Origin of the sequence: Streptomyces sp. S.PNR 29, from assembly GCF_030386795.1 — a bacterium.
In the GTDB taxonomy this organism is placed as follows: domain Bacteria; phylum Actinomycetota; class Actinomycetes; order Streptomycetales; family Streptomycetaceae; genus Streptomyces.
In genome coordinates this window covers 31,494-47,432 of the sequence record NZ_JANUQM010000013.1, presented here as the reverse complement: position 1 = coordinate 47,432, position 15,939 = coordinate 31,494, and the positions used below count along the sequence as shown (strand labels likewise).

At 68.0% G+C, this 15,939-nt stretch carries 16 protein-coding genes; 7 read left to right on the top strand and 9 right to left on the bottom strand.

The window, feature by feature from the left end; genetic code table 11:
• The first annotated feature begins 80 nt into the window (after positions 1-80).
• From sigM to trxA, 4 genes are all read left to right on the top strand, one after another.
• Entirely contained in the window at positions 81-791 is a 711-nt protein-coding gene (gene sigM / locus NW895_RS30495) for an RNA polymerase sigma factor SigM (RefSeq protein WP_289939907.1), read from the top strand.
• A complete protein-coding gene (locus NW895_RS30490; protein ID WP_289939622.1) occupies positions 788-1,774 on the top strand; it encodes a hypothetical protein in 987 nt (328 codons plus the stop codon). Before sigM ends, NW895_RS30490 begins: the two co-directional genes overlap by 4 nt.
• Before the next feature lie 171 nt (positions 1,775-1,945).
• Positions 1,946-2,917: a thioredoxin-disulfide reductase gene (gene trxB / locus NW895_RS30485; RefSeq protein ID WP_289939621.1), complete on the top strand. Its 972-nt coding sequence runs from the start codon at positions 1,946-1,948 to the stop codon at positions 2,915-2,917.
• Positions 2,918-2,958: 41 nt separating this feature from the next.
• Entirely contained in the window at positions 2,959-3,291 is a 333-nt protein-coding gene (gene trxA / locus NW895_RS30480; protein ID WP_003991504.1) for a thioredoxin, read from the top strand.
• A 57-nt stretch (positions 3,292-3,348) separates the two neighbouring features.
• Here trxA and NW895_RS30475 read toward each other — a convergent pair whose 3' ends face one another.
• From NW895_RS30475 to rpmH, 9 genes are all read right to left on the bottom strand, one after another.
• A complete protein-coding gene (locus tag NW895_RS30475; RefSeq protein ID WP_289939619.1) occupies positions 3,349-3,966 on the bottom strand; it encodes a GNAT family N-acetyltransferase in 618 nt (205 codons plus the stop codon).
• Positions 3,967-4,293: 327 nt separating this feature from the next.
• Positions 4,294-5,394 carry a ParB/RepB/Spo0J family partition protein gene (locus NW895_RS30470; protein ID WP_289939617.1) on the bottom strand — a complete coding sequence of 367 codons (1,101 nt, stop codon included), beginning with the start codon at positions 5,392-5,394 and terminating at the stop codon, positions 4,294-4,296.
• Complete coding sequence (locus NW895_RS30465) at positions 5,391-6,464, bottom strand: ParA family protein (protein WP_289939905.1); 1,074 nt, start codon at positions 6,462-6,464, stop codon at positions 5,391-5,393. The genes NW895_RS30470 and NW895_RS30465 overlap by 4 nt, the downstream gene beginning before the upstream one ends.
• A gap of 301 nt (positions 6,465-6,765) precedes the next feature.
• Positions 6,766-7,482 (bottom strand): 16S rRNA (guanine(527)-N(7))-methyltransferase RsmG, encoded by a 717-nt coding sequence (rsmG, locus tag NW895_RS30460; protein WP_289939615.1) that lies wholly within the window; start codon positions 7,480-7,482, stop codon positions 6,766-6,768.
• 126 nt (positions 7,483-7,608) lie between these two features.
• The gene (locus tag NW895_RS30455; RefSeq protein WP_289939614.1) at positions 7,609-8,121 is read right to left on the bottom strand and encodes a R3H domain-containing nucleic acid-binding protein; all 513 of its coding nucleotides are present in this window, start codon (positions 8,119-8,121) and stop codon (positions 7,609-7,611) included.
• A 15-nt stretch (positions 8,122-8,136) separates the two neighbouring features.
• Positions 8,137-9,405 (bottom strand): membrane protein insertase YidC, encoded by a 1,269-nt coding sequence (yidC, locus tag NW895_RS30450; protein ID WP_289939613.1) that lies wholly within the window; start codon positions 9,403-9,405, stop codon positions 8,137-8,139.
• A gap of 3 nt (positions 9,406-9,408) precedes the next feature.
• On the bottom strand, positions 9,409-9,762 hold the full coding sequence (yidD, locus tag NW895_RS30445; protein WP_289939610.1) for a membrane protein insertion efficiency factor YidD: 354 nt from the start codon (positions 9,760-9,762) through the stop codon (positions 9,409-9,411).
• Entirely contained in the window at positions 9,759-10,130 is a 372-nt protein-coding gene (gene rnpA, locus NW895_RS30440) for a ribonuclease P protein component (RefSeq protein ID WP_190199250.1), read from the bottom strand. Before rnpA ends, yidD begins: the two co-directional genes overlap by 4 nt.
• 21 nt (positions 10,131-10,151) lie before the next feature.
• Positions 10,152-10,289, bottom strand: coding sequence for a 50S ribosomal protein L34 (gene rpmH / locus NW895_RS30435; protein ID WP_003956500.1), 138 nt, complete (start codon positions 10,287-10,289; stop codon positions 10,152-10,154).
• A gap of 400 nt (positions 10,290-10,689) precedes the next feature.
• Here rpmH and dnaA point away from each other — a divergent pair, with 400 nt between their 5' ends.
• From dnaA to gnd, 3 genes are all read left to right on the top strand, one after another.
• Positions 10,690-12,621 carry a chromosomal replication initiator protein DnaA gene (gene dnaA, locus NW895_RS30430; protein ID WP_289939604.1) on the top strand — a complete coding sequence of 644 codons (1,932 nt, stop codon included), beginning with the start codon at positions 10,690-10,692 and terminating at the stop codon, positions 12,619-12,621.
• A 1,080-nt stretch (positions 12,622-13,701) separates the two neighbouring features.
• Positions 13,702-14,832, top strand: coding sequence for a DNA polymerase III subunit beta (dnaN, locus tag NW895_RS30425; RefSeq protein ID WP_289939603.1), 1,131 nt, complete (start codon positions 13,702-13,704; stop codon positions 14,830-14,832).
• Positions 14,833-15,009: 177 nt separating this feature from the next.
• Positions 15,010-15,885 carry a phosphogluconate dehydrogenase (NAD(+)-dependent, decarboxylating) gene (gene gnd / locus NW895_RS30420; RefSeq protein WP_289939602.1) on the top strand — a complete coding sequence of 292 codons (876 nt, stop codon included), beginning with the start codon at positions 15,010-15,012 and terminating at the stop codon, positions 15,883-15,885.
• The last annotated feature ends 54 nt before the right edge of the window (positions 15,886-15,939 follow it).

The window sequence follows — 15,939 nt, the reverse complement described above, 5'->3', positions numbered from 1 at the left end:
GATTGCACACACTTGACTGTCAGTGCGCTGGGCCAAAAACTAATGTTCTCACGGCAGGAGCGGACGCGAGAGGTGATCACATCGACACCGAGGCAACAGATGCGGACCTGCTCTCCCGCCATGTCGCCGGCGACCCCGACGCCTTCGGCGAGCTCGTCCGCCGTCACCGCGACCGGCTCTGGGCAGTGGCCCTGCGGACGCTGGGAGACCGCGAGGAGGCCGCTGACGCGGTGCAGGACGCCCTCGTGTCCGCCTACCGGGCAGCTCACACCTTCCGCGGCCAGTCGGCCGTCACGACCTGGCTCCACCGCATCACGGTCAACGCCTGCCTTGACCGGGCCCGCAAGGCGGCCTCCCGCAAGACCGCCCCGGTCGACGACACCGAGCGTCTGGAGCAACTGCTGGAGCCGCACGAGTCGGCCTCGGCCCCCGCGGAACGCAATGATCTGCACCGCCAGCTGCTGGAGGCCCTGGGCACCCTGCCGCCCGACCAGCGGGCGGCCCTGGTCCTGGTGGACATGCAGGGCTACCCCGTCGCCGAGGCCGCCCGCATCCTCGACGTGCCGACCGGCACGGTGAAGAGCCGGTGCGCCCGCGGCAGAGCCAGACTCCTGCCGCTGCTGACCCATCTACGGCCGGCAAACACCGGGACGGCCAAGAAGCCGGGCGGGGAACGGAACCGGACGCAGGGGACATCCGTCCCACCGGCAGCGGGACCGCGTCCAGCGGAGCCGCCGAACACAGGGCCAAGCGACTCAGCCGCAGTGAAGGGCGGAGGTGGACGAGCGTGACGTCGACGACAGACATGGCCGGGCATCCGGACGTCGCGGAGATCTCCGACCTCACCGAGGGCCTGCTCCCCCCATCACGGACCGCGGACGTACGACGTCACCTGGACGAGTGCGAGCTCTGCGCGGATGTCCATGCGTCGCTGGAGGAGATCCGGGGGCTGCTCGGCACCCTGCCGGGCCCGCCGCGCATGCCCGCCGATGTCGCGGGCCGTATCGACGCCGCCCTCGCCGCCGAGGCTCTGCTCGACGCCACCACACCGGAGCCCACGACACCGGAGCTCACGAGCCACGAGCCCACGAGCCACGAGCTCACGAGCCACGAGCCCACGGAGACCGCGTCGACCGCCTCGGTCGGCGCGCCGCGCTCCGTCCCGGAGGGGGACGACAGCGCGCGTGTTTCACGTGAAACATCGGCACCCGCGGACCGTCCTGGCGGACACGCCCGCGCATCGACCACGGGCCCGGGCCGCAAGGACCGCAAGCGGATCGGGCGACGCAGGATCGCCGCGCTGGGCGCTGTCTTCACGGCAGCCGCCCTGGGATTCGGCTCCCTGCTCGTGTCCTCCCTCAATGACGGCAAGCCGTCCCACGACACGGCGGGCGAGCACCAGTCCGCGTCCGCGGACACCTTCTCCGCAGGAAAGCTGGAGGGGCAGGTCGCCGATCTCCTCGCCAAGAGCCAGAAGTCGGACAAGAGCTCCCGCGCCCCGCACAGTTTCGGCGTCGAATCCACACCTGACACCAACAAGCCCAACCTCTTCGCAGACACGGTCCCCGACTGTGTCCGCCAAGGCATCGGCCGCAGCGACACGGCACTCGCCACTGAGGAAGGCACCTACAAGGGAACGAAGGCGCTCCTGGTGGTGCTGCCCGACACCTCTGACGCCACTCGCGTCACGGTGTACATCGTGGACTCGACCTGTGTGAAGCACCCGTCCGCCACGGCCAAGGTCCTGCTGCAGCAGTCCTACGCGCGTCCCTGAGCGCCTGACGCTTCGTCTTCGCTCTGCGTGGTATCCCGTACGGTGTCCGCTCGCCGTGTGCCCGGACACAGCGGGAATGCGCGCCCCTTAGGATCCGTTGGGTGGGGTGAGAGTTCTAAGAGAGGCTCCCACCGATCCTGACGACGCAGTCCAGAGACGAGGAATCAAGCCGTGAGCGACGTCCGTAACGTGATCATCATCGGCTCCGGGCCCGCCGGCTACACGGCGGCGCTCTACACCGCGCGCGCGTCGCTGAAGCCACTGGTGTTCGAGGGTGCCGTCACCGCCGGCGGTGCGCTGATGAACACCACCGACGTGGAGAACTTCCCGGGCTTCCAGGACGGCATCATGGGCCCTGAGCTCATGGACAACATGCGCGCTCAGGCAGAGCGCTTCGGGGCCGAGCTTGTCGCGGACGATGTCGTCGCAGCCGACCTGAGCGGTGAGATCAAGACCGTCACGGACACCTCGGGCACGGTCCATCAGGCGAAGGCCGTCATCGTCGCCACCGGATCGCAGCACCGCAAGCTCGGGCTGCCGAACGAGGACGCCCTCTCCGGCCGCGGCGTCTCCTGGTGCGCCACCTGTGACGGCTTCTTCTTCAAGGACCAGGACATCGCCGTGATCGGTGGCGGCGACACCGCGATGGAGGAGGCCACCTTCCTCTCCCGGTTCGCCAAGTCCGTGACGGTCGTCCACCGCCGCGACACCCTGCGCGCCTCCAAGGCGATGCAGGAGCGCGCCTTCGGCGACCCGAAGATCACGTTCGTCTGGGACAGCGAGGTCGCCGAGATCCAGGGCGACCAGAAGCTCTCGGGCCTGAAGCTGCGCAACGTCAAGACCGGCGAGCTCTCGGACCTGCCGGTGACCGGCCTGTTCATCGCGATCGGCCACGACCCGCGCACCGAACTCTTCAAGGGCCAGCTGGAGCTGGACGAGGAGGGCTACCTGAAGGTCGACGCCCCGTCCACCCGGACGAACCTGACTGGTGTCTTCGGCGCCGGTGATGTGGTCGACCACACCTACCGCCAGGCGATCACCGCGGCCGGCACCGGCTGTGCTGCCGCCCTCGACGCCGAGCGCTTCCTCGCCGCTCTCGCGGACAACGAGCAGAAGGCTGAGCCCGAGAAGTCCACTGTCTGACCCCCATCCGCCCCACGCACCAACCAGTTAAGGAGCCCGCCGTGGCCGGCACCCTGAAGAATGTGACCGACGACTCCTTCGAGCAGGACGTCCTCAAGAGCGACAAGCCCGTCCTGGTGGACTTCTGGGCCGCCTGGTGCGGTCCGTGCCGCCAGATCGCTCCGTCCCTCGAAGCGATCGCCGCCGAGTACGGCGACAAGATCGAGGTCGTCAAGCTGAACATCGACGAGAACCCGGGTACGGCCGCCAAGTACGGCGTCATGTCCATCCCGACCCTGAACGTCTACCAGGGTGGCGAGGTCGCCAAGACCATCGTCGGCGCCAAGCCGAAGGCCGCGATCGTTCGCGACCTTGAGGACTTCATCGCCGAGTGACGCTTCGTTTCACGTGAAACACGGATGGGCCGGCCCGCACGGGCTGGCCCATCCGCATTACAGGGGTCTGAGCGCCGGTTCCTTCTGTACGGCCCCCAACAGCCGGTCGAGCGCCATCTCCACGTCTTCCTTCCAGGACAGCGTCGACCGCAGCTCCAGCCTCAGCCGTGGATAGGCCGGATGAGACCGGACCGTCTTGAAACCCACGGCCAGCAGATGGTCTGCGGGCAGGACGCAGGCGGGCTCCTTCCAGCGAGCGTCGCCGAACGCCTCGATCGCCTTGAAGCCTCGCCGCAGCAGATCCTTGGCAACCGTCTGGACCATCACCCGGCCGAGCCCCTGCCCCTGGTAGCCGGGCACGATGAAGCTGGTGATCAACTGCACGGCATCCGGTGACACAGGGCTCGTAGGGAACGCCATGGAGCGCGGAACGTAGGCGGGCGGGGCGTAGAGCACGAAGCCCACCGGTACGTCGTCGACGTAGACGACCCGGCCGCAGGACCCCCAGTCCAGCAGGACAGCGGAAATCCAGGCTTCCTTCTCCAGTTCGGTCGTGCCCGCCTTTACCGCGGCCTCGCCGCTGACTGGGTCCAGCTCCCAGAAGACACACGATCGACAGCGCTGGGGAAGGTCCTGAAGGTTGTCCAGCGTGAGCGGTACAAGCCGACGCCCCATGAAGGCTGTTCCTCGCTTCCTTCGCCCGCTGCGTCGCGAGCGGCTGTCAGAGCGCTCCGTTCCCTGAGCAGACTGCCGATGAACCCACCGACGGCGCCCAGCCCCAAACCCGCGCCCACCAGTCCGGTGCGGCTCAACGTTCGCAATGGCCCCTGCCTCCCCGAGAGGTACTGCCAGGTGATTGCGCCATACCCGAACGCATCGTATCCACGATGCGATTCCATCGATACCGACTGAAAGCAAAGAACGAGCCGTGTTCCGGTACACACCGGACACGGCCCGCTCTTCCGGCCGACGGGGCTCTCAGAGCGTCCGCCTGCCCGCGGCTCAGGCGTCCGTCTCCTCGGAGTCACCCTCCATGAGGCTCTGCTGGAGCACAGGTCCTTCGCCGGGGGCGAGAGTGCTGAGGATCCGTTCGAGGTCCTCGACGGAGGCGAACTCGACGGTGATCTTGCCCTTCTTCTGCCCCAGGTCGACCTTCACCCGCGTCTCGAAGCGGTCCGAGAGTCGGGTCGCGAGGTCGTTCAGCGCCGGCGAAACCAGAGAACCGGCACGCGGTCCCTTCGAGCGCTGAGTCTTCCGAGGCCGCGAACCCATCAGGGTCACGATCTCCTCGACGGAGCGCACCGAGAGTCCCTCAGCCACGATTCGATGGGCCAGCCGGTCCTGCTCCTCCGGGTCCTCGACGGACAGCAGAGCCCGTGCATGCCCGGCGGAGAGCACCCCCGCAGCCACCCGCTTCTGGACTACCGGGGAAAGCTTCAGCAGACGGAGGGTGTTGGAAACCTGCGGCCGGGAACGGCCGATGCGGTCCGCCAACTGGTCGTGCGTGCAGTTGAAGTCCTTCAGAAGCTGGTCGTAAGCGGCCGCCTCTTCGATCGGGTTCAGCTGGGCACGATGCAGGTTCTCCAGGAGGGCGTCCAGGAGAAGCTTCTCGTCCTCCGTGGCCCGCACGATCGCCGGGATAGCCTCCAGCCCCGCCTCCCGACAGGCCCTCCAACGCCGCTCGCCCATAATGAGCTCGTAGTGGGCGGGGCCCACCTGCCGTACGACGACCGGCTGGAGGAGACCGACCTCCTTGATGGAGGTGACGAGTTCGGCCAGCGCGTCCTCGTCGAAGACCTCACGCGGCTGACGCGGGTTCGGCGTGATGGCGGCCAGGGGAATCTCGGCGAAGTGGGCGCCCACAGGAGACGCGGGCATCTCCACGGCACCGTTCGCCGACGGCTCCTCTGTTTCACGTGAAACAGGGGGAAGCGTGGCCACCTTCGCCGCAGCCACCCCGCGGTCGGTCGTCAGCACGGGAACCGGCGCCGGGGACGCGGGGCCACTGCCCCCCGCCGCAGGCGGCGGGACTGTCTTCTCCGTCGGTGCAGCAGGGATCAGTGCGCCGAGACCACGTCCCAGCCCCCTCCGTCGCTCGCTCACTGAATCCCCTCCACCATGCTCGGGTCGTTCTGGGCGCCGATATGGGCGTGCGTCGGGTCGTAACTGACACCGACACCCTTCAGCGCGATTTCTCGTGCCGCCTCAAGATAAGACAGGGCACCGCTCGATCCTGGATCGTAGGTCAGCACCGTCTGCCCATAGCTCGGCGCCTCGGAGATACGGACCGAGCGGGGAATGCTCGTCCGCAGCACCTCGTCACCGAAGTGGTTGCGCACCTCGTCCGCGACCTGGGACGCGAGCCGCGTCCGGCCGTCGTACATGGTGAGCAGGATGGTCGACACGTGCAGGGCGGGGTTGAGGTGCCCCCGGACCAGGTCGACGTTGCGCAGCAGCTGGCCCAGACCCTCCAGCGCGTAGTACTCGCACTGGATCGGGATCAGGACCTCCTGGCCCGCGACCAGCGCGTTGACCGTCAGCAGGCCGAGCGAGGGCGGGCAGTCGATGAGGATGTAGTCCAGCGGCTGCTCATAGGCCTGGATCGCCCGCTGCAGTCGGCTCTCCCGCGCCACCAGGGACACCAGCTCGATCTCCGCACCGGCGAGATCGATCGTGGCAGGCGCGCAGAACAGGCCCTCCACATCGGGGACCGGCTGAACGACCTCCGACAGCGGCTTGCTCTCGACCAAGACGTCGTAGATGGACGGCACTTCGGCGTGATGGTCGATACCCAGCGCCGTGGACGCATTGCCCTGCGGATCAAGGTCGACCACCAGGACACGGGCACCGTGCAGGGCCAGCGACGCGGCAAGGTTGACGGTCGTCGTCGTCTTACCCACGCCCCCCTTTTGGTTGGCGACCACGATGACGCGGGTCTGCTCGGGCCGTGGCAGGCCCTCACCGGCGCGGCCTAGAGCCTCCACCGCCAGTTGGGCAGCACGACCGATCGGAGTGTCGTCCATTGGAGGCGGTGTTTCACGTGAAACATCCGCCCCCATCGACTCGGTACGGGGACCGGGGACCGGATCGGTCATCGGTCCCGCGATGTTGGCGTCGGACCGCAAGGATTCACTCTCCTCGACTTCAGGCTCGCAATGAACAGAGCCTCCCATGTCTTCGGGGTCGTGAACCAGTGAGGCCTGGCGTTCTGTGGAGAAATCCACCTCTGTGGAAAACTCCGTGCCCCCCGAGGGGGACGGAGCGTCATCGGAAGCGGGTCCCTCTCCGAGTGAACCGAGAGGCTTACGGTCGCGGGGTTCGGCCGCAGCGCGGCCACGACTGATGATGCCGTGCAGCAGTGAGCGACGTTTCACGTGAAACACGATGCACAGCAGCTGCGGCCCAACTGTCGCGACACTCCGACGTGCGTAGGTTTGGCAGCTTGTGTGGAGTACGTCTCGTCGTCAGGACGGATCAGCGTCGTCGGCGTGCACGGCCGACCCGGGCAGCCTTCGCCCGCTTGGCCGCAAAACGCACACCTCCGGGGCTCTCCCCGACCTCGACCCGCACGACCGTCGACGGGGGATCCACAATCCCTGCACCGACATGCAGAATCGACGTCTCCACGGCACCCAGCTTGCTCAGCGCGGTCGCCGCGCTCTTGAGCTCCTCCTCGGCCGCATCACCCTTGAGAGCCAGCATCTCTCCGTACGGGCGCAGCAGCGGGATGCCCCAGGTGGCCAGGCGGTCCAGCGGGGCCACAGCCCGCGCCGTGACCACATGGACCGGCGGGAGCTTGCCCATGACCTCCTCGGCCCGGCCGCGCACCACCGTCACGTGGTCCAGGCCCAGCAGCTCCACCACCTCGGTCAGAAAATTCGTGCGCCGCAGCAGCGGCTCAAGGAGGGTGATCTTCAGGTCCTCCCGGACCAGGGCCAGCGGAATACCGGGCAGGCCGGCACCCGAGCCGACGTCGCAGACCGTCACGCCCTCGGGCACGACCTCCGAGAGCACCGCGCAGTTCAGCAGATGCCGCTCCCACAGGCGGGGCACCTCACGCGGGCCGATCAGACCGCGCTGCACACCCGCCTCAGCAAGCAGCTCCGCGTAGCGGACCGCGTCCGCGAAGCGATCACCGAACACCTCGCGCGCCTGCTCGGGAGCAGGAGGAAGCTCCGCTGCCTCCGTCACGGGGGACCGTCCTTCCGTACCGCGTCAGCGCACCGGGCGCCGACACCAGAACCACCAGAACTATCAGGCTGACAAAGTTCGGCCCCGCCTGCGCAACAGACGGGGCCGGAGGAACGTATGAACCGATCAGGCGGGAAGCACGACGACGAAGCGCTGCGGCTCCTCGCCCTCGGACTCGCTCCGCAGACCCGCGGCCTTCACCGCGTCGTGTACGACCTTGCGCTCGAACGGCGTCATCGGCTTCAGCCGTACGGGCGCGCCACTGCTCTTGACCTCGGCGGCGGCCTTCGCGCCCAGCTCCGACAGCTCGGCGCGCTTCCTGGCGCGGAAGCCCGCGATGTCGAGCATCAGCCGGCTGCGGTCTCCGGTCTCCCGGTGCACGGCGAGGCGCGTGAGCTCCTGCAGCGCCTCCAGCACCTCACCGTCACGGCCGACCAGCTTCTGCAGATCGCGGCTGCCCGTGTCGCTGATGATCGAGACGGAGGCACGGTCGGCCTCGACGTCCATGTCGATGTCGCCGTCGAGGTCGGCGATGTCGAGCAGACCCTCCAGGTAGTCCGCCGCGATCTCGCCCTCCTGCTCCAGGCGAGTCAGGGTGTCTGCACCCTCGGCAGCGGCGGAGGTGGTGCCTTCCGTCACGGGATGGACTCCTTCTTACTTCTTCGACGGGGACTTGGGCCGCTGCGGCCCCTTGCGCTGGCCGGACTGGGCCTTGCTGCGGGTACCGCCGCCAGGCTTCTGAGCGGCCTTCTTGGCGGCGGGCTTGGCGTCCCCAGGCTGGTCGGACTTGCTCAGCGACGTCTTCGGCTCGGACTCGGCGGCCTTGGTGGCACCGGACTGGCGCTGGGCCTTGGTCTGCCGCTTGGGCTGCTGACGCTTCGGGGCCGCTGTCGTGGTCGGCGTACCGTCCTCGGTCTGGGCGGCGACCTCGCTCTCGCTCCTGACCACGGTGCCGTCGGTCTGGGCCGCGAGGCCCGCCTTGTTCAGGCCGTTGATGAACTTGCGCTCGTACTCGTTGCGGTCACGGCCCTTGGCGACGATGGCCTTGACGATGACCTTGTCCCGGCGCCGGCTGACCTTGCCGCGGTGCGTGACGTGCTTGTACAGGCGGTCGAGGTAGGCGGCCTGGGCCTTGGAACCCGGGGTCGGGTTGTTGTGGATGACGTACATCTGCTGGCCCATGGTCCACACGTTGGTGGTCAGCCAGTAGACGAGGACACCGACCGGGAAGTTGATACCGAAGACGGCGAAGATCACGGGGAAGACGTACATCAGCATCTTCTGCTGCTGCATGAACGGCGTCTTCACCGTGGTGTCGACGTTCTTCGTCATCAGCTGGCGCTGCGTGTAGAACTGCGACAGCGACATCAGGACGATCATGATCGCCGTGACGATCCGCACATCCGTCAGCGAGGCGTTGAGCGCCTCCACCTTCGACGCGCTGTCAGTGAACTTCGCCGCCAGCGGGGCACCGAAGATGTGCGCCTTCTGCGCGCTCTCCAGCAGGCTCTTGTTGATCACGCCGATGGTGTCGTTCGACGCGATGCTGTTGAGCACGTGGTACAGGGCGAAGAAGAACGGGGACTGCGCCAGGATGGGAAGGCACGAGGAGAGCGGGTTGGTGCCCGTCTCCTTGTACAGCTTCATCATCTCTTCGGACTGACGCTGCTTGTCGTTCTTGTAGCGCTCCTGGATCTTCTTCATCTCGGGCTGGAGCGTCTGCATGGCCCGGGTCGCCTTGATCTGCTTCACGAAGAGCGGGATCAGGCAGATGCGGATCAGGATCACCAGGGACACGATGGACAGGCCCCAGGCCCACCCGGTGTCAGGGCCGAAGATGGCGCCGTACACCTTGTGGAACTGGACGATGACCCAGGAGACAGGTGTCGTGATGAAGCTGAAGAGGCTGGCAATCGTGTCCACTAATCATGCTCCTTGGGCATGGGACGAGGTCTCTGCGGCCGGGCTCGAAGCAAGATTCTCTTCGGTGGCCGGTTCGGCGGCGGAGGGCCCGCCCTTGCGTGCACGCCAGGCGCCACGCAGCATTTCGTGCCACCGCGGACGTTTGCGCGGCGGGACATGGTCCACTCCGCCCAGCGACCACGGATTGCACCGCAGGATGCGCCAGGCGGTGAGCGCCGTTCCCTTGATCGCACCGTGCCGGTCGATGGCCGTGTAGCCGTAGTGGGAACACGACGGGTAGTACTTGCAGACCGGCCCCAGCAGCGGACTGATCGTCCACTGGTACAGCTTGATCAGGGCCAGCAGTGGGTACTTCATCGCGCGCCCCCTCCCAGCAGCCGCTGAAGGGCGGCATCCAGGTCTCGGGCCAGCTGTGCATGGTCGGCGTCACCCGCACCGGGCAGCGCTCGTACGACTACCAGGCTACCGGGGGGCAACAGGGCGACTCGCTCCCGCATCAGGTGACGCAGTCTGCGCTTCACCTTGTTGCGGACGACCGCGCCGCCCACGGCCTTGCTCACGACGAAACCCGCACGCGTCGGGGGAGCGCTCTCCCCAGGCGCGTGCGGGTCCGTGGCACCGCTACGAAGGTGGACGACGAGATGCGGGCGGCCTGCCCGACGACCCCGTCGCACCGCGGTCGCGAAGTCCTCGCGCCGCCTCAGCCGGTTCTCGGTGGGCAGCACGACGTCATGACCTGATCGGAATCAGGCGGACAGACGGGCGCGACCCTTGCTGCGGCGGGACGCGAGAATCGCGCGGCCGGCACGGGTGCGCATACGCAGCCGGAAGCCGTGGGTCTTCGCGCGACGACGGTTGTTCGGCTGGAAGGTGCGCTTGCTCACTCGGGGGCTCCAGAAAGAATCGGTAGTGGCGGGGTGCCGTCCTGGCTGTCACCGTGCGCCCACGAGTAGCTCGCGTTAACGCCCGAGTGCACCGCTTACCGATCACCTTGACGCGATCTGTGCCCATCGGAGGCAGGCGGCAGCAGCCATCGACAACTCGACCTGGTTACGGTACGCGGGGCCGCGCCATCCGGTCAAACCAGGGGGTCCCGGCACCCCTTTGTCCACAGGCTGGGGACAACAACTTGAACCGCACCGGCCGCCCTGACTACCGTGACTGGACTCCGATTCGTTCCCTTCTCCCCGCCCGAACTGTTTCGTTCCCGACCCGCCCACCCGATTCACATCCCGACCCGTCCCCGAACCACACGTTCGAGGGACCCGTGAGAGAGCGTGCCCTGTGGCTGACGTACCTGCCGATCTTGCCGCAGTGTGGCCACGAGTACTGGAGCAGCTCCTCGGAGAGGGCCGAGGGCAGGGAGTCGAAGCGAAGGACGAGCACTGGATCAGGCGCTGCCAACCCCTCGCACTGGTCGCCGACACCGCCCTCCTCGCCGTACCGAACGAGTTTGCGAAGGGCGTGCTCGAAGGCCGTCTCGCCCCCATCGTCAGCGAGACACTGAGCCGTGAGTGCGGCCGCCCGATCCGCATCGCGATCACCGTGGACGACTCCGCGGGCGAGCCCCCCGCCCCGCCGACGCCCCCCGCCCGCCCCCAGCCGCGCTACGAGGAGCCCGAGCTCCCGCCCGCCGGCCAGGGCCGCGACGACTACGAGGGATACGGCCGCCATCGCGCCGACCAGCTCCCCACGCCCCGCCCCGCCTACCCGTCCGAGTACCAGCGCCCCGAGCCCGGCTCCTGGCCGCGCCCGCCCCAGGACGACTACGGCTGGCAGCAGCAACGGCTCGGCTTCCCGGAGCGGGACCCGTACGCATCGCCCTCCTCGGACTCGTACGGCACGCCGCCGCAGGACTCGTACACCCCGTCCTCCCAGGACGCCTACGGCTCGCCTGCCCAGGACGCGTACCAGGACACGTACTCCCAGGACTCCTACGGTTCACCGTCCCAGGACTACCGCCCGCAGCCGCTGGAACGCCCGTCGTACGACGCCCAGCGCTCCGACTACGACACGTCGCGCGGCGACTACGACCAGCGCGACACCCGGCGCGACCTGCCCGAGCCGCCCCCCGGATCCGGGCACGTCCACCGCGGCGGCCCCGTCGGCCCCAACCTGCCCACCACCGGCGCGCCCGGCCCACTGGCCGCGCAGCCCGCGCCGGCGACCGGTCCGGGCGAGCCGACCGCGCGGCTGAACCCGAAGTACCTCTTCGACACCTTCGTCATCGGCGCCTCCAACCGCTTCGCGCACGCCGCCGCGGTCGCCGTCGCCGAGGCACCCGCGAAGGCGTACAACCCCCTCTTCATCTACGGGGAGTCCGGGCTCGGCAAGACGCACCTGCTGCACGCGATCGGGCACTACGCGCGCAGCCTCTACCCCGGCACGCGCGTGCGGTACGTGAGCTCGGAGGAGTTCACCAACGAGTTCATCAACTCCATCCGCGACGGCAAGGGCGACAGCTTCCGCAAGCGGTACCGCGAGATGGACATCCTGCTCGTCGACGACATCCAGTTCCTGGCGGACAAGGAGTCGACACAGGAGGAGTTCTTCCACACCTTCAACACGCTCCACAACGCCAACAAGCAGATCGTGCTGTCCAGCGACCGGCCGCCCAAACAGCTGGTGACGCTGGAGGACCGGCTGCGGAACCGTTTCGAGTGGGGGCTGATCACCGACGTCCAGCCGCCCGAGCTCGAAACACGCATCGCGATCCTGCGCAAGAAGGCGGTGCAGGAGCAGCTGAACGCCCCGCCGGAGGTCCTGGAGTTCATCGCCTCCCGCATCTCGCGCAACATCCGTGAGCTGGAGGGCGCGCTGATCCGGGTGACGGCGTTCGCCTCGCTCAACCGGCAGCCGGTGGACCTGGGCCTGACGGAGATCGTCCTCAAGGACCTGATCCCCGGTGGCGAGGACTCGACCCCAGAGATCACCTCGACGGCCATCATGAGCGCGACCGCCGACTACTTCGGCCTCACGGTCGAGGATCTGTGCGGCAGCTCGCGCGGCCGTCAGCTCGTCACGGCCCGCCAGATCGCCATGTACCTGTGCCGCGAGCTGACGGACCTCTCCCTGCCGAAGATCGGGGCGCTGTTCGGCGGCCGCGATCACACGACGGTCATGCACGCCGACCGCAAGATCCGCAATCTGATGGCCGAGCGGCGCTCCATCTACAACCAGGTCACGGAGCTCACGAACCGCATCAAGAACGGCTGACGCCCGCCGCGACCGCCCCGGGCCCGGCCCGAGGGCCGGCAAGTCTCAGGCGTTCCTCATGGCCGGCGGTGACCTTGTTCCGGCTGCCGGCTCTCCTCGTCCCACCGGGTCCATACGGCGGGCCGGCAGCTCACCTCCGGTGACCGGCTCCTTCCGCACGCTCCACGCCGAGTGGTCCTCGTCGCTGCGCGGCCTCTCGGCCATGACCGCCGACAGGGCCTGGGGCACTGAGGGCGCCTGCGGGACGAGTTCCCGGGGGCGCCCTTGCGCGTACCAGGGGGGAAGCCGAGGACATCCTCTGTTCGATTCCGCGCCAGGTTACGGCCACTCTCCACAGATTCGGCGACTTTTTCGCGTCCACACCCTGGGGACCGGGAAGTTGTCCCGATCCTGTCCACAGGCTTGTGTGGTGACACGGCATCACGCCAGCTCAGCAGCTTGTGGATTGGTGGACAAATGATCTCCACAGGCTGTGGACGAAGAGGCGGTCCACAAGCCGTGCACGAAGTTGTCCACGGGCCACCCACAGGCTGAGGCCAGTTGTCCCCAGCGATCCCCAGCTTCTCCACAAGGCTGTCCACTGTTCGGCAACGCGGCGCGCCTCCTCACCGCGTCGAGTGAAAGGCGTCACACAAAGGTGCCGGGTTGGGCTGTGGGAAAGGTGGGTAAAGCTGGGGACAGCGCTGGGGAGAACTCGCCTCACCCTGTGCACGGCGTGTGCAGAACTTTCTGTTCTCCACAGCGACCCCTGGTTGTCCACTGCTGTCACCCACAGGCCCCGTGGACAAAATCACCGCGCTGAGCTGGGAAAACGGGGTTATCCACGGTTTCCACAGGCCCTACTACTACTCCCAACCAGAGAGAGCGCGGAATTCGTTTCGAAGCGGGCCCTGTGCACAACTCGTGCTCTCCGGCCCGGCCGCCCCTCGTCACGACTTGACCCCGAGAGGCACCTACTGTCAGTGCGGTGCGTCAGACTGGTCCCCGGTGTCCTCCCCTTCGCAGGGGGCGGCGACACCGAGTCAGACGACGAAGGCGAAGCAGGGCGAGAACGCCGGCAACAGCAGGAGGCGGCTTACGGTGAAGATCCGGGTGGAACGCGACGTACTCGCGGAGGCAGTGGCCTGGGCGGCGCGCAGCCTCCCGGCCCGTCCGCCGGCGCCTGTCCTCGCCGGCCTGCTGCTGAAGGCCGAGGACGGCCAGCTGAGCCTGTCCAGCTTCGACTACGAGGTCTCCGCGCGGGTGTCGGTGGAGGCGGAGATCGAGGAGGAGGGCACGGTCCTCGTCTCCGGCCGCCTCCTCGCGGACATCTCCCGCGCCCTCCCCAACCGGCCGGTGGAAATCTCCACAGACGGTGTACGGGCGACGGTGGTCTGCGGCTCCTCCCGGTTCACACTCCACACCTTGCCTGTGGAGGAGTACCCGGCGCTGCCGCAGATGCCGAACGCCACGGGCACGGTCCCCGGCGAGGTCTTCGCCTCCGCCGTGCAGCAGGTCGCCATCGCCGCCGGCCGTGACGACACGCTGCCCGTCCTGACCGGTGTGCGCATCGAGATCGAGGGCGACACCGTGACGCTGGCCTCCACCGACCGCTACCGCTTCGCGGTCCGCGAGTTCCTGTGGAAGCCGGAGAACCCGGAGGCCTCCGCGGTGGCCCTGGTGCCGGCCAAGACGCTCCTGGACACCGCCAAGGCGCTGACCAGCGGCGACCAGGTGACTCTGGCGCTGTCGGGCTCGGGTTCGGGCGAGGGCCTGATCGGTTTCGAGGGCGCCGGCCGCCGCACGACCACCCGCCTGCTGGAGGGCGACCTCCCGAAGTACCGCACGCTGTTCCCGACGGAGTTCAACAGCATCGCCGTGATCGAGACCGCCCCCTTCGTGGAGGCCGTCAAGCGTGTGGCCCTGGTCGCCGAGCGCAACACCCCGGTGCGGCTGAGCTTCGAGCAGGGCGTACTGATCCTGGAGGCCGGTTCCAGCGACGACGCACAGGCTGTGGAAAGGGTTGACGCCCAGCTGGACGGCGACGACATCTCGATCGCCTTCAACCCGACGTTCCTGCTGGACGGCCTGAGCGCCATCGACTCCCCGGTGGCCCAGCTCTCCTTCACGACGTCCACGAAGCCGGCACTGCTCAGCGGCAAGCCCGCGGTGGACGCCGAGGCGGACGAGGCCTACAAGTACCTGATCATGCCCGTGCGGCTGAGCGGCTGAGCGGTTCGGCGTCACCGGGTGTTGTCCACAGGCTGAGGACAAAGCCGCAGGTGAGGGCCTACGACTGAGCGCGTATGCCCACAGATGTGCGCGAGCGTCCGGGTTTAGGCTCGGACGCGGGTACGAAAAGTGCCGCAACGCCACGTCGCACACCTGCAAACCTAAGGAACACAACTGATGGAGCTCGGTCTCGTCGGCCTCGGCAAGATGGGCGGCAACATGCGCGAGCGGATCCGCCGCGCAGGCCACACCGTCATCGGATACGACCGCAACCCGGACCTCGCCGATGTCCACAGCCTGGAAGAGCTTGTGGGCAAGCTTTCCGGCCCGCGTGTGGTGTGGGTGATGGTCCCGGCCGGCGAGCCCACCCAGGCCACCATCGACGAGCTCGCCGAGCTGCTGGAGCCCGGCGACGTCGTCGTGGACGGCGGCAACTCCCGCTGGACGGACGACGAGAAGCACGCCGAGGAGCTGGCGGCCAAGGGCATCGGTTTCGTCGACTGCGGTGTCTCCGGTGGCGTGTGGGGCCTGGAGAACGGCTACGCGCTGATGTACGGCGGCGACAAGGAGAACGTCGCCAAGGTGCAGCCGATCTTCGACGCCCTCAAGCCGGAGGGCGAGTTCGGTTCGGTGCACGCCGGCAAGGTCGGCGCGGGCCACTTCGCGAAGATGGTCCACAACGGCATCGAGTACGCGATGATGCAGGCCTACGCCGAGGGCTGGGAGCTGCTGGAGAAGGTCGACTCCGTGACCGACGTCCGGGAGGTCTTCCGCTCCTGGCAGGAGGGCACGGTCATCCGTTCCTGGCTCCTCGACCTCGCTGTCAACGCCCTCGACGAGGACGAGCACCTGGACGGGCTCCGGGGTTATGCGCAGGACTCCGGTGAGGGACGCTGGACTGTGGAAGCCGCGATAGACAACGCGGTGCCGCTGCCGGCGATCACCGCGTCGCTGTTCGCGCGGTTCGCCTCCCGCCAGGAGGACTCGCCGCAGATGAAGATGATCGCCGCGCTGCGCAACCAGTTCGGCGGCCACGCGGTCGAGAAGAAGTAGCACACGGCCGAGAAGCCGAGAAGAAGCAAGCAGTACGAAGGACATGGGTGGAGG